This is a genomic window from Oricola nitratireducens, assembly GCF_014904745.1.
GTDB lineage: Bacteria > Pseudomonadota > Alphaproteobacteria > Rhizobiales > Rhizobiaceae > Oricola > Oricola nitratireducens.
Window position 1 is genome coordinate 80,350 of record NZ_JACZCS010000009.1, and the last position, 12,020, is coordinate 92,369.

Consider the following 12,020-nt stretch of genomic DNA (forward strand, 5'->3'; position numbering starts at 1 on the left):
TGGAGGAGAATGCGAAATGCGCGGGAAGCGCTTTCGACTCCCGCGGTAGCAGGAAAGCATCCGCAATGAGCAATACGACTGTTTCATCGCCACCCTGTTTCGCTCACGAACTTGAAGCGGGCTGGAACGGCTTCGAGGCCGTTGATCCTCAGACGCAGATTGATGTCGCGCGCTGGCGAAAGGGAGAACGTGCCCGGCTGATCGCATCGCGTCTCGCTGTCCCGGTCGAGGAACGCGTGGCCGTGGCGAAGCGGGTAGCAGCGGCGTTGACCGGGCTGACAACCGTGTTTCCGCGCGCCGTCATAGGTCTCTACTGGCCATTTCGCGGCGAACTGGACCTGCGGGACTGGATGAAGGATCTCGCCGGACAGGGAGCCCTGATTGCTCTGCCCGTCGTCGTTGCAAAAGGTGAGCCGCTTGTGTTTCGCGAATGGCGACCGGGTTGCCGGATGGAGCGCGGCGTCTGGAATATCCCAGTTCCGGCGGCGGACCGGCCACTCGTTCCGGAAATCGTGATCTCTCCTGTCGTCGGTGCGGACCGTGCAGGCTACCGTCTGGGCTATGGCGGCGGATTCTATGACAGGACACTCGCGAACCTCCCCCACCGCGCGCTGACGATAGGCGTCGGCCATCCGGTTGCCGAAATCGACACCATATTTCCCCAACCGCACGACGTGCCGCTGGACTGGATAATCCTTGGCGACAAGCAATGGGAACGGCCCCGATGACGGGCATCCGGGTCAAGCGCGCCTATCGCGCGGCACGGATTTCCGACGGACAGCGGATACTGGTGGATCGCGTCTGGCCGCGAGGGATGGCGCGGGAACGCCTGCGTATCGCCGAATGGGCGAAAGACATCGCGCCCAGTTCCGGCCTCCGGCGCTGGTTCGGCCATGATCCCGCGAAATGGGACGTGTTCCGGACGGCCTATTTCCGGGAACTGGACGGCAAGAAGCCGGAGACAACGCGAATCCTGGAGAGCCTCCGGAACGGTCCGGTTACCCTCGTTTACGGTGCGAAAAACGACGAAATGAACAACGCCGTCGCGTTGAAGGAATACCTGGAACGGCAATTGTCGGCGTGCAGCGCATCAGCGGCAGACGTCGAGGACAATCAAGCCGTTCGCATGTCTGACCAGGAGACTTCCCGAAACTTCGAAGGAGGAAAAGACCGTGGCTGGCAAAACGCGAAGCTTGCATGACGGCGAGAAACTGCTGCTGGCGGGGCTGGGATTGGCTCTCCTCGGCATCGTTTTCTACTGCGCCGGAAAAGCGTCGACAGGTGAGAACCATCTGCCCTTCATGACTCCCGGAACCGGCGGCGGCATCATCGCCACCGGCATCCTGATGTGGCTGTCGGGTGCAATCCTGCTATCAGTGGAGCACTGAAACCAAGCCGAAACCGGCCCCCGCACAATTGACACCGAAATCGCGAATTGCTGTGGTTTGAGAAGAGGTTGCTCTCCGTCGGACTTGCTTCCACTCTGGTCCGGCGCGAATGCAAGTTCATGGTCGACTCTTTTCTGCTCCTGTGCGCTGCGTTCGCAGCCGGAATTCTGAACACGATCGCCGGAGGGGGCACTTTTCTGACGTTTCCGGCGCTCGTCTTCACCGGAGTGCCGCCGGTCATTGCAAACGCCACAAGCGCGGTTGCGGTCTTCCCGGGCTATCTTGGCGGCGCGGCCGGGTTTCGCGGAGAACTCGCGAAGATCGGAGTTGGCCGGCTACTGCGCCTTGTCTCCGTGACACTCGCAGGCGGGCTAGCCGGATCCCTGCTGTTGATGGTGTCTTCGAACGAGGCGTTTTCTTTCATTATACCATTTCTTTTGCTTGGCGCGACGCTCACGTTCCTTTTCGGAGAATCCATCAGATCCTGGGCGATGACCCGGAGCCGCACCGTTAGGTCGGACGGCGCAATGCTGCTGTTTCTCGTCAGCGCCTACGGAGGATATTTCAACGGTGGCTTGGGCATCGTTTTGCTCGCTCTCTTTGCCCTGTGGGGGATGACAGACATCCATCAAATGAACGGACTCAAGAACGGGCTATCTCTCGCGATCTCGGTAATGTCCGTAACCGCGTTTTCCTTGGCCGGACTGGTCGAGTGGCCACAGGCGGCTCTAATGATGGTCGGATCGACTTTCGGAGGATACGTCGGCGCGCCGATCGCCCGGGCGATGCCGAGATTGGTCGTTCGCGGCATTGTGGTTGCTGTGGGGGTGTCGATGAGCGCGATTTTCTTCTTCAGGCTAATGAGTTGAGTTGCGAACTGTGTTGAAGCACAGACTCAGACGACGACCAGTTGATCCATCGAGAAAATGTGCCTGACCGTCACCTCCTCCACATCGGCTCGAAGTCGCCTTCGAACGGTAACATGAGGATCGGCCCCATCTTGGCGAACCTGGTGCCGCAATTTCTATGCGGTTTGCGAAATGGCAGTGGGGCCACGACGCTTCAGCTTTATTGTATTCGACACAGCAAAGCGCGCCCGACCGACATCTATGTCCGCGAGCGTATGCTGGTCGAAAACCGCGATAAAAGCGCCAAGCGCGTCGTTGAGGAGGCCGGGCAAACGGCAGCAATTCGACAGGGCACACTCATTGTCGGGTGAAAAGCACTCCACCAGAGCGAAATCAGGTTCGGTTACCCGGATCACACTGCCAAGGTTGATGTCCTCCGGTTGTTTCGCCAATGTGAAGCCGCCGGATCGGCCTCTCACTCCCCGCAGATAGCCGGCCTTCGTCAGAAGGTTGACCACCTTCATCAGGTGGGCCCTCGAGATGTTGTAGATCGCCGCGGTCTCGTCGATCGTTATCAGTCGGGGCGCCTCGGCGGCGGCGTACATGAGCACCCGCAGCGCATAATCGGAAAATGTAGTCAGTCGCATGGGACCGCTGTCCCTGACTGGTTTCGGCCCTGAAGGTCCGCGCTAACCATCAAACAAAGGCCATTATCGCCAAGGCGCCTATAACGGCCAGAACGAGGCCGATGACAAGCATCGGAAGCAGCGTTCTTTCCTGTTCGGCATCAACGGATTTGTAAGTGGCGATACCCGCTTTTGCGGCGCTTCCGTCATCGAGTGTCATCGGTCTTCTCCACATTTGTTCGCGTTTTCGCAACGGCTCGTCGCGTTCAGCGTCGCCGAAGCTGTACTTGATAAAAGATATATATACAATATATCTTATTTTGCGAGGGCAATTCGGCAGCGCGAGCGACGACGCGAAAATGGGGCTCATCGAGCATAGGTGGTGGAAAGGGCGAACTCCCAATGTCCGGAAAGACAACAGAGCGGGCGATGCTGGTGGAAGTTGACGACAAAGATCTGACCGTCGATTGCCGGACGCTGGCACCGATGCTCGGTGTCCAACCAGCTGATATTCCAGAGCTCCTGCGCGCCAAGGCGATAACGAGTCTGTGCGAAAAGGGCATCGACGAAAATGAAGGAGAATTCCGCCTGACCTTTTTCTTCAATGGGAGGCGCGCGCGCATACTGGTCGACCCCTCGGGCAAGGTAATGGGGCGTTCTGTCATCAACTTCGGCGATCGTCCGCTTCCTCCAGCTCTCAGGCGCGATCGCACTTAGGAGATATTCGCCCCGGGTTCGGCCGTCGATCGCGCTCACCGTGTCGGGTGGCGCATTGCAACTACAGCGATCGCTGCCCACACGAATGTTCGAAGGAACATGGCTCCGACTGTACGCATTTCAAAAGCCCCGCCCAGGAAGACGTGCAACGCGAATGCGACAAGAACCAGTGCCGTGCCTCCGGCGATAAGCACTGACAGCCAGCTCGCCCAACGCCGAAGCGACCACAACCCGGTTCCGGCTGCCACATATGCGAAGCCGGCAGCGAAATTGAACCAGAGCACGAAAGGCACCGCATCGCCGACCGCCGCTCGTGCCGCGGCACCGCCAAAGAGCGCACGACCGCCTGCGGCTATGGTCAACGCCCCGAAAATAATCGCAATCGCGCCAGAGACTTTCAATGCCTTCAAGCGCTGACGGTTCTCGGTCATTTCTGATCGCCCTCCGCACCGTCGAGCCGACCGTCCCGTAGATGGAAAAGTCGGTCGAACCGATCGTAAATTTTCTCGTCGTGGGTTACGGCAATGATGCAGGCGTCGTGTTCGGCGGCCAGTTTGCGGAGCAGGTCCATGACGATCCCCGCTCGTTTTGAATCGAGGGCGGCAGTCGGTTCGTCAGCCAGGATGATCCGCGGGCTGTTCGCGAGCGCCCTCGCTATCGCAACACGTTGCGCCTCCCCGCCGGAGAGCAGCGCAGGCATCGAATCCTTGCGGCTTCCAACCTCCAGGTAATCAAGCAGTTCGGTGGCTCGTCGCTGTGCCTCGGGTCCGGACTTGCCTGCCAGTCGCAGCACCACCGCCACATTGTCCCGGGCATTGAGAAACGGCAGCAGGTTGTGGAACTGGAAAATGAAGCCGATCTTGTCAAGCCGGAGCCGTCGCAGATCACCGCGCAGCCAGCGATTGTCATAGACCTCTTCGCCGTCAAGCCGGATATTGCCGACCGTCGGTTCGACAATACACCCGATGATGTTCAACAGCGTTGTCTTGCCCGAACCGGAAGGGCCCAGCAATGCAACGACCTCCCCTGCGCGGACGGTGAGATCGAGATCACGCAGCGCATCGACTCGCGTGTGTCCTTCGCCATAGTGCTTCGACAGTCCCCTGATTTCGACGATTGCGTCGCGCGTCTGCCCGGACATTTTCCTATCCCCCGATTGCCGTCGCCGGATCAACTTTCAGTGCCGCCCGCACGCCGAGACCGCTCGCCGCGATACAAACAACCAGGATGATGCCGGCCAGAACCGCAGCGTTGTATGGTTCAAGAAGGACGCGGCGGGGAAAGCCGTCCTTAGTCAGCGTGATCAGGACAAGGCCGAACGCCCACCCGACCATGCCAAGGGCAATCGCCTGCTGAACGATCAAGCCGACGATCGTACGATCCGGTGCGCCGATCAGTTTCAGTGTGGCGATTTGCTTGAGCTTTTCCATCGTCATCGTGTAGATGATCAGCGCGATGACGACGGCGGAGACCGTCAGGAGAATTCCCAGAAACAGGCCTATCTGACGCCTCGCCCTGTCCACAACGGACTTAATCAACAATTGTTCCTGGTCCGCTTGCGTCATGGCTGACAAATGTTTCCATTGGCGCACGGTACGCGCCACGGCGTCTATGTCGGCATTCGCATCAAGGCGTGCGACTACGGCCGCGACGGTCTTCGCGATTTCCGCGCTGGCGCCGCGTGCTGCTTGGACTCGCGCCGCTGGCGGAGCCAATTGGGATTGGAGCGTCTGGGCATCGGCCAGTGTGACAAAGACCACCGGATCACCGCCGGAATTCATTGTGTCTTCAACCAGCCCGACGACCTTGAACCGGTTGCGTCCGAGCCGGATGGTATCCCCCGGGATCAAACCGGTATCGCGGTCGGCGACTAGTTCGAAATGGCTTTGCACGATTTTGCGGCCTTCGACGACGTCGCCGGGACCACCGGGACGATCCCGCTCATAGCCGATGACGTAAAGGCGCAATGTCTTCCCTGCAAAGGGGGCTTCGACAGTCTGATAGGTTATGTTTCCGGCTTCGGAGACACCATGCAGCCTTTCCACGGCTTCCCTCGTGTCCTCCGGGATCCTGGAGGCTTCGGCGAATGGTCCCTTGGTGCCGGATTCGACGACCCACAGGTCCGCTTGCGGCGCCTTCACCAAATTGAGCGCATCCGCGACGAGCCCGTTGTAGATGCCGATCATCGCCAGAACGACAGACATCAACAGGCCAAGCCCAAGGCATGTCAAAACGAAGCGAAAAAGGTTGTGCCGCACGTCTCGGTAAGCAAGATTCATTGCTCGCTCCCGCCCGTTGCGCGCGCGAGACGCCCCTCGGTCAATCCCTTCACCGGCGCTGACACGATTTCCGCGCCGTTCGCAAGGCCGCTTTCTACTTCCGCGCGGGCATCCTCCGTCCTGTGGCCGAATAGCAGCGGGACTTTGCTGAGCTTGCCGCCGCGCACCGCCCAGACGAGGCCTTGATGCCCATTGAAACCTTCTATCGCGGTTTCAGGCACCAGAAGGGCGTTGGGGAGTTCGGCAACCGTAATCCATACTTCGGCCTGCTCGCCGAGAAACGCCGTTGGCGGACAAACGTCGCATGTAATCCATACACGCCGCTCCTCGTTCACGCGGTCACTTTCGATGCCGATCCGCGAAACCGATCCGGAGAAAACCTCATGCGGCAATGACCTAAGACGGATCTCCGCGATTTGGCCTATTGCGAGACTGCCCGCTCGCTCCTCGTCGATATACGCCAGGGTCCATACGGTCCGGGGATCCATCAGGGTGAAAATCGTATCACCGGCATGCACGACGGTGCCCGCCTCGGAATGGCGCTCGACGACCACGGCGTCGAAAGGCGCCTTGAGGACGTGGTGTTCCAGTTGCACCGTTTCAAAGGCAAGCGCCGCACGCGCATCTGCGACCCGGGCCTTCCCCACGTCCAGTTCGCTTTGCGCAACAGCGAGATCGGCCGCGGCGATGTTCACATCCCGTTGCGCTTCTTCGGCCGTTTGCGTCGAGATCGCACTGCGGCCCACCAATTCCTGTTGACGCGCATTGGCTGCCTCGCGCTGAGCAAGAACCGCCTTCGTTCGCACGATGACCGCTTCGGACTTGCCAACCCCGGCCTCCGCCGCCGCCAAATCAGCCTTGGCGCGCAATACCTTGGCCTCCTGTTCCGCAGAGTCCAATCGGGCCAGAATCCGGCCTTTGCGGACGGTGTCACCGTTGTCTGCCGCCAATTCGGTCAGCGCCGCGCCTACCTCGAATCCTACTTTTGAAACGATCCTCGCTTCGACGGTGCCAAGCCCGTAGACGCGAACCGCGACGTCTTCCTCGGGTGTCACGACCGGAACGAGCAGGGGGCGCTCATTGGCAAATAAGTAACCGCCGCCGATTACGGCCAATGCGATGGCCAATCCGAGCAGGATCCGGGTTCTTCGGCGCATCATGATGTCGCTCCCGCAGGGCCGGACTGGAATAGCTTGATCTGCGCGTCGAGAAGGCGCCTCCCCTCGGCTTCCATCGAAAACGTGCGCGCCCCGAGCGACCATCGCATCGCCAACCCCTGGACCAGGGAGATCAGCAGGATCGCTCCGTCTTTCGGATCGAGGTCTCGGCGGAAAATTCCGTCTTTTCTCGCGTCGGCGAGTTCGGACGTGATGGTCGCGTGAAACCGTGCCAGCACGCCAAGCAATGCCTTCCGCAGCGGTTCGTTGTCCGCCTGCAGTTCGCGCGAGAACAGGATTGCGGGGATCGCCGGATAAGTTTCGATCTGCTTGAGCTGCGCCAGTATCAGGCTTTTGATCCGCTCCCGCGGGTCATCCCCGCTGGACAGCGCATCCTGCCAGGCTGCGCTCATCTTGTCCGCGATCAATTCGGCGACTGCCTGCCAAAGCGCTTGTTTCGTCGCGAAATGGCGAAAGATTCCCGGTTGGGTCAGACCGACCTCGTCAGCAATCGATTGCGTCGTCAACCGGTCGGGCCCAAGTTCATCGGCAAGGCGTAGCACGGCCATCACGATCTCGGATTTGCGTTCGTCGGCGGATTTTCGCACCATATCAAGCCCGTTTAGTTAGTTATTGATCACTAACTAATAAGGTAGAGTCGTGTTGTCAATAGATGTCCGAATGGAAGCAGCGGCATCGCGTATTCAACAAGGAGTTAGGTGTGCCCGCACGCGGACATGTTCGCGACCTTCGACGGGATTCGGACGCCGCGGATCGCGAAATCCGCTGCGGATTCGTACAGGCAAGCGAATTCGTCAGATTACGGCGGATCGCGTTCGTCCTGCATGATGTTCTCGAGTTCCGCCGGAATTTCCATTGCCGCGATTGCCTCAGCACGCGTTCTTCTTTCCTCGCCCTGGGTGAATGAGTAGGTAGCAACGCTTCCTTCCATGTTTGAATGCGCGACTGCCTCTCGGTCGACGCCAAGCGCTCATCTTCAATCATATTCTCGCCGTGCGTGATCAATTTCCTTTGATTATCCGGAGCGGACTATCCGCGGGCGTTAGCCACTTCGCTGACGACATGAAGCGCCCTTGCCCATGTCATGAACGAACCCTTCTCGCCAGCAGTTTGCGCAAACACAAAGAAGGCAAGTGAACCGTCTCATAAAACCTCGCCATCCAAACCAGGGATGACAAGGAGAACGGAGATGTTGACGAGAAGACAAGCCATGATGACCGCCGGCGTTGCCGCAGTCGTCGCCGCAATGCCCCCCGCAGTGGCAGCAGCCGAAACGACGGACATCGCCTCTCTTCCGCACGAGAAGGTGACGCTGGTCGCGCCGCCTTATGTGCATGCACACGATCAGGTTGCCAAGGGCGGCCCGAAAGTCGTCGAATTCATAATGACGATCGAGGAAAAGCCTGTCGTTATCGACGACGAAGGCACCACCCTGCAGGGCATGACGTTCAATGGCTCTATCCCCGGCCCGCTTATGGTCGTTCATGAAGGTGACTATGTCGAACTTACGCTGGTCAATCCGGCCAGCAATTCGATGCCACACAATATCGATTTCCACGCAGCGACCGGCGGCCTCGGGGGCGGCGCCCTGACGCTCATCAATCCGGGCGAACAGACCAAGCTGCGCTTCAAGGCGACACGCTCGGGCACCTTTGTTTACCACTGCGCGCCTGGCGGCGCGATGATTCCGTGGCACGTGGTTTCCGGCATGAGCGGCGCGATCATGGTGCTGCCGCGCGACGGCCTTAAGAACGAGAAGGGCGAACCTGTTCGCTACGACAAGATCTTCTATATCGGCGAGAACGATTTCTACATCCCGCGCGATGAGGACGGTAATTTCAAGACCTACGAGTCGCCCGGCGATTCCTATGCCGACACCGTCGAGGTCATGCGCGGCCTCGTGCCGACCCATGTCGTGTTCAATGGTGCCAGGGATGCCCTCACCGGCGACAACGCCATGAAGGCGAAAGTCGGCGAGACGGTCTTGATCGTTCACTCACAGGCGAACCGCGACACTCGTCCCCACCTGATCGGCGGCCATGGTGACCATGTATGGGAAGAAGGCAAGTTCGCCAATCCGCCCGCGAAGAACCTGGAAACCTGGTTCATCCGCGGCGGGTCTGCCGGCGCGGCTACCTACACCTTCCTTCAGCCCGGCATCTACGCCTACGTCAACCACAACCTCATCGAGGCAGTGGAACTCGGCGCGACCGCGCACTTCGTGGTCGAGGGTGACTGGAACGACGACCTGATGAAGCAGGTTGAGGCTCCTGGGCCAATCCCGACGAACTGATCGCCACCTTATTCGGCAGCGGCCCGGCATCCTGTGCCGGCCCGACAGTCTCTCAAGAGGACGAGATGTCATTCAGCCATCCATGGATCGAAGCGGCCGCCGCGACCTCGGTTGGCATTGCCACGGCCGTAGCCGGGCTTGCATGGTGGCAGACTCCGGTTTCTCAGCCTTCGACCGCGACCGTGATCGTAGCTCCGGCCGAATTTGACTTCGAACCGACGGGAGAATTCATCGCGAGAGGGGTCGAGTTTGATCCCGGAGACAGGGCCGTCATGCTCGATCGACCGATCGAGATCATGAAGTACCAAGTCACCCTCGGCGAGTATTTCGGCTGCGTCGAAGCGAAACGATGCGAACTTCCCGACAGGCGATCGACTGATACGAATGCGCCTGTGATCGGGGTGAACTTCCTCGATGCCCGCGCCTATGCCGACTGGTATTCGGACCGGACAGGCGAGCGGTGGCGGCTCCCGACGGCCGAGGAATGGGCCTACGTCGCCGCGGAGCGCTTCGCCGGAGAGGTTTTCAGCCGGGCCGACGAACCTTCCAATCCTGCAATCGCATGGATTCGACGTTACCGGGAGCAGGTGCTGCTTGCTCGCAAGCCAGATCCCGTTCTCCATCCGGCAGGCTATTTCGGGTCGAACAGCAATGGGGTCTACGACCTCGGCGGCAATGTCTGGGAATGGACCTCTGCCTGCTATACGCGAACCGAGCAGGATCAGGACGGCAACGTCGTCGGCAACCCTTACAAGAATTGCGGTATCCGCATCGCCGAGGGATTGCACCGGGCCTACATGACCAACTTGATTCGGGAGGGGATGAGTGGCGGCTGCGCCGTCGGCACTCCTCCTGACCATCTTGGCTTCCGACTGGTGCGAGACGACCAGCGCTTTCCCCGCCTGGCCCGGCTCGGACGGACGATCGCGAACGTCCTTTCCCGGTGACAGAAGCCCTAAAGACAATCGCAAGGAGCGAGAATGATGCGTGCAAGGGATCGAAGAATCACTCATCAGCGAGATGAAGACTTCTACAACGGCGAGTTCTCGCTCGTCGAGAAACTGCGCCAGGGATTGGCCGACGCGGGCCTTGACTGCCGTTGCGAGGACGAGGCCGGACGCATCTTCGAGAAAGTCGACGAAATCCGCCGATTAGGCGCACTTGAGGATGCGCGCAAGATGCGCGACGCGATCGCAATCGTCATGGTGCTGCTCACCGAGATCGACGAACTCACGGCGGACGAACGCGACCTCTCCTCTTTCGAGGAAATTGCATGTCTGTTCGAGGATGTCGCGGAATATGCCAGTCGCGGAGCCTCGTTCAGCCGTCTGCTGACCTTCAGCGGCCGCGCTCGGCACGAAGGCAGCGTCCAATGACCAGTACCGAACACCATCCCGACCGCTCAGTATTGCGCCGCCAGCGAGCCGCCGCAGCGACAGGCCGTGACGGGCGGGGGCTAATATCCGCCATGCCTCCGATCCTGCAATACGGATTCCGGCCCTTCTTCCTCGCGGCCGCGCTTCAGGCCGGCGTGATGATTCCCGCCTGGCTTGTGCTGTTCCACACCGTTCCGGTCTCTTGGCACGCGCACGAAATGATCTTTGGTTATCTGGGCGCCGTCATCGCCGGCTTCATTCTGACTGCGGTCCCGAATTGGACGGGTCGGCTGCCGTTGAGCGGGTGGCCGCTGGCAGTGCTCATCGGCCTGTGGCTCGCCGGGCGCATCGCCTGCGACAGCGCGGAGCCGTCGCCGATAGTCATGGCGATAGACTTGGCCTTTCCTGTCGCCCTGACTGCTGCCGTTTGGCGCGAGGTGATCGCAGGCCGGAACTGGAAGAACGCGCCTGTCGCCGGAATGCTCACGCTCTTCACGACTGCCAACGCCCTGCATCACCTCGAAAACGTCGGTTTCGGTCTCGACGGGATCGGCATTCGGCTCGGTCTCGGTACGGTCGCAATGCTGATCGCGCTAATCGGCGGGCGAATCGTTCCAAGCTTCACGCGCAACTGGCTGGCGAGGCAGGGGAGCCCTTCGCTTCCTGCCAGATTCGGGCTGCCGGACAAGGCGGCGCTCGCGACCACGGCGATGGCGATGGTCCTGTGGACATTCCTGCCGGACTGGTCCGCCACGGGGATCTTACTTGCATTGTCAGGAACTCTTCTCGGGGGCCGCATGCTGCGCTGGAGAGGTTTTCGGACACTCGGCGAACCGATCGTAGCGATCCTACACGCGGGTTACTTGTGGCTCGCCGTCGCGATCGCATTGCTGGGCCTGGGCATTCTCGTTCCCGGGGTCTTTCCGGCTACAGCCGCCCTGCACGCCCTGACGACGGGCGCGATCGGCACCATGACGCTGGCCGTCATGACCAGGGCGAGCCTCGGCCATACCGGACGGGCCATCGAAGCCGACGGGTGGACGGTGGCGATCTACATCCTCGTGACGTTGGGTGCCCTTTTCCGGGTAGCGGCACCGCTTCTCCCGTTCCAGTACCTGCCGCTGCTGATGACAGGTGGCGTGCTGTGGAGCGGGGCGTTCCTCGTGTTCGCGGGCAGATACGGCCCTATCCTGTGCAAGCGCAGAGCTTCAGCCTGACTTGGGCTCTTGCGCCGGAGGGCCCGTGCTTTAGCGGCTCGGTGGATCCGGCTCCAGATGGCCCTTCCGAGAAACGCCCCGACAACGAGTTCCGGTCT

Annotated in this window: 16 protein-coding genes and 1 pseudogene; 9 read left to right on the forward strand and 8 right to left on the reverse strand. The window is 60.4% G+C overall.

The genetic code is table 11. The annotated features are described in order from the left end of the window. The first annotated feature begins 65 nt into the window (after positions 1 to 65). From IG169_RS06220 to IG169_RS06235, 4 genes are read left to right on the forward strand one after another with little or no spacing between them, the layout of a single operon-like run. Positions 66 to 728, forward strand: coding sequence for a 5-formyltetrahydrofolate cyclo-ligase (locus IG169_RS06220; RefSeq protein ID WP_193175306.1), 663 nt, complete (start codon positions 66 to 68; stop codon positions 726 to 728). Beyond that, a complete protein-coding gene (locus IG169_RS06225) occupies positions 725 to 1,201 on the forward strand; it encodes a DUF488 family protein, N3 subclade (protein WP_193175307.1) in 477 nt (158 codons plus the stop codon). Before IG169_RS06220 ends, IG169_RS06225 begins: the two co-directional genes overlap by 4 nt. Further along, a complete protein-coding gene (locus IG169_RS06230) occupies positions 1,173 to 1,388 on the forward strand; it encodes a hypothetical protein (RefSeq protein WP_193175308.1) in 216 nt (71 codons plus the stop codon). Before IG169_RS06225 ends, IG169_RS06230 begins: the two co-directional genes overlap by 29 nt. Positions 1,389 to 1,435: 47 nt before the next feature. Beyond that, positions 1,436 to 2,257 carry a sulfite exporter TauE/SafE family protein gene (locus IG169_RS06235; protein ID WP_246717173.1) on the forward strand — a complete coding sequence of 274 codons (822 nt, stop codon included), beginning with the start codon at positions 1,436 to 1,438 and terminating at the stop codon, positions 2,255 to 2,257. 155 nt (positions 2,258 to 2,412) lie between these two features. Here IG169_RS06235 and IG169_RS06240 read toward each other — a convergent pair whose 3' ends face one another. Continuing rightward, the gene (locus IG169_RS06240; RefSeq protein WP_193175309.1) at positions 2,413 to 2,883 is read right to left on the reverse strand and encodes an RrF2 family transcriptional regulator; all 471 of its coding nucleotides are present in this window, start codon (positions 2,881 to 2,883) and stop codon (positions 2,413 to 2,415) included. 49 nt (positions 2,884 to 2,932) lie between these two features. Further along, positions 2,933 to 3,082 (reverse strand): hypothetical protein, encoded by a 150-nt coding sequence (locus tag IG169_RS06245; RefSeq protein WP_193175310.1) that lies wholly within the window; start codon positions 3,080 to 3,082, stop codon positions 2,933 to 2,935. Positions 3,083 to 3,264: 182 nt separating this feature from the next. Between IG169_RS06245 and IG169_RS06250 the strand changes: the two genes are divergently transcribed. Further along, positions 3,265 to 3,579: a DUF6522 family protein gene (locus IG169_RS06250; RefSeq protein ID WP_193175311.1), complete on the forward strand. Its 315-nt coding sequence runs from the start codon at positions 3,265 to 3,267 to the stop codon at positions 3,577 to 3,579. Positions 3,580 to 3,614: 35 nt separating this feature from the next. On the opposite strand, the gene IG169_RS06255 is transcribed toward IG169_RS06250, so the two are convergent. From IG169_RS06255 to IG169_RS24200, 6 genes and pseudogenes are all read right to left on the reverse strand, one after another. Then, the gene (locus tag IG169_RS06255; protein ID WP_193175312.1) at positions 3,615 to 4,010 is read right to left on the reverse strand and encodes a hypothetical protein; all 396 of its coding nucleotides are present in this window, start codon (positions 4,008 to 4,010) and stop codon (positions 3,615 to 3,617) included. After that, positions 4,007 to 4,720, reverse strand: a complete 714-nt coding sequence (locus IG169_RS06260) for an ABC transporter ATP-binding protein (RefSeq protein ID WP_193175313.1) — start codon at positions 4,718 to 4,720, stop codon at positions 4,007 to 4,009. Before IG169_RS06260 ends, IG169_RS06255 begins: the two co-directional genes overlap by 4 nt. 4 nt (positions 4,721 to 4,724) lie before the next feature. Continuing rightward, entirely contained in the window at positions 4,725 to 5,858 is a 1,134-nt protein-coding gene (locus IG169_RS06265) for an ABC transporter permease (protein WP_193175314.1), read from the reverse strand. Next, positions 5,855 to 7,018, reverse strand: a complete 1,164-nt coding sequence (locus IG169_RS06270; protein WP_246717176.1) for an efflux RND transporter periplasmic adaptor subunit — start codon at positions 7,016 to 7,018, stop codon at positions 5,855 to 5,857. The genes IG169_RS06265 and IG169_RS06270 overlap by 4 nt, the downstream gene beginning before the upstream one ends. Further along, complete coding sequence (locus IG169_RS06275; RefSeq protein ID WP_246717185.1) at positions 7,015 to 7,443, reverse strand: TetR family transcriptional regulator C-terminal domain-containing protein; 429 nt, start codon at positions 7,441 to 7,443, stop codon at positions 7,015 to 7,017. The genes IG169_RS06270 and IG169_RS06275 overlap by 4 nt, the downstream gene beginning before the upstream one ends. Before the next feature lie 18 nt (positions 7,444 to 7,461). After that, a pseudogene (locus IG169_RS24200) lies at positions 7,462 to 7,626 on the reverse strand (TetR/AcrR family transcriptional regulator); the annotation flags it as partial. Between the two features lie 599 nt (positions 7,627 to 8,225). Between IG169_RS24200 and nirK the strand changes: the two are divergent. From nirK to IG169_RS06295, 4 genes are all read left to right on the forward strand, one after another. Further along, positions 8,226 to 9,329 (forward strand): copper-containing nitrite reductase, encoded by a 1,104-nt coding sequence (nirK, locus tag IG169_RS06280; protein ID WP_193175316.1) that lies wholly within the window; start codon positions 8,226 to 8,228, stop codon positions 9,327 to 9,329. Between the two features lie 65 nt (positions 9,330 to 9,394). After that, positions 9,395 to 10,276 (forward strand): SUMF1/EgtB/PvdO family nonheme iron enzyme, encoded by an 882-nt coding sequence (locus IG169_RS06285; protein ID WP_193175317.1) that lies wholly within the window; start codon positions 9,395 to 9,397, stop codon positions 10,274 to 10,276. Positions 10,277 to 10,309: 33 nt separating this feature from the next. Then, on the forward strand, positions 10,310 to 10,705 hold the full coding sequence (locus IG169_RS06290) for a hypothetical protein (protein WP_193175318.1): 396 nt from the start codon (positions 10,310 to 10,312) through the stop codon (positions 10,703 to 10,705). Beyond that, positions 10,702 to 11,922: an NnrS family protein gene (locus IG169_RS06295; RefSeq protein WP_193175319.1), complete on the forward strand. Its 1,221-nt coding sequence runs from the start codon at positions 10,702 to 10,704 to the stop codon at positions 11,920 to 11,922. Before IG169_RS06290 ends, IG169_RS06295 begins: the two co-directional genes overlap by 4 nt. The last annotated feature ends 98 nt before the right edge of the window (positions 11,923 to 12,020 follow it).

What these genes read in the sequence shown, in the direction of transcription:
- IG169_RS06220 (WP_193175306.1), top strand. Translation starts at nt 66, where the DNA reads ATGAGCAATACGACTGTTTCATCGCCACCCTGTTTCGCTCACGAACTT.
- IG169_RS06270 (WP_246717176.1), bottom strand. Translation starts at nt 7,018, where the DNA reads ATGATGCGCCGAAGAACCCGGATCCTGCTCGGATTGGCCATCGCATTG.
- nirK (WP_193175316.1), top strand. Translation starts at nt 8,226, where the DNA reads ATGTTGACGAGAAGACAAGCCATGATGACCGCCGGCGTTGCCGCAGTC.
- IG169_RS06290 (WP_193175318.1), top strand. Translation starts at nt 10,310, where the DNA reads ATGATGCGTGCAAGGGATCGAAGAATCACTCATCAGCGAGATGAAGAC.
- IG169_RS06255 (WP_193175312.1), bottom strand. Translation starts at nt 4,010, where the DNA reads ATGACCGAGAACCGTCAGCGCTTGAAGGCATTGAAAGTCTCTGGCGCG.
- IG169_RS06250 (WP_193175311.1), top strand. Translation starts at nt 3,265, where the DNA reads ATGTCCGGAAAGACAACAGAGCGGGCGATGCTGGTGGAAGTTGACGAC.
- IG169_RS06240 (WP_193175309.1), bottom strand. Translation starts at nt 2,883, where the DNA reads ATGCGACTGACTACATTTTCCGATTATGCGCTGCGGGTGCTCATGTAC.
- IG169_RS06260 (WP_193175313.1), bottom strand. Translation starts at nt 4,720, where the DNA reads ATGTCCGGGCAGACGCGCGACGCAATCGTCGAAATCAGGGGACTGTCG.
- IG169_RS06225 (WP_193175307.1), top strand. Translation starts at nt 725, where the DNA reads ATGACGGGCATCCGGGTCAAGCGCGCCTATCGCGCGGCACGGATTTCC.
- IG169_RS06265 (WP_193175314.1), bottom strand. Translation starts at nt 5,858, where the DNA reads ATGAATCTTGCTTACCGAGACGTGCGGCACAACCTTTTTCGCTTCGTT.
- IG169_RS06245 (WP_193175310.1), bottom strand. Translation starts at nt 3,082, where the DNA reads ATGACACTCGATGACGGAAGCGCCGCAAAAGCGGGTATCGCCACTTAC.
- IG169_RS06285 (WP_193175317.1), top strand. Translation starts at nt 9,395, where the DNA reads ATGTCATTCAGCCATCCATGGATCGAAGCGGCCGCCGCGACCTCGGTT.
- IG169_RS06295 (WP_193175319.1), top strand. Translation starts at nt 10,702, where the DNA reads ATGACCAGTACCGAACACCATCCCGACCGCTCAGTATTGCGCCGCCAG.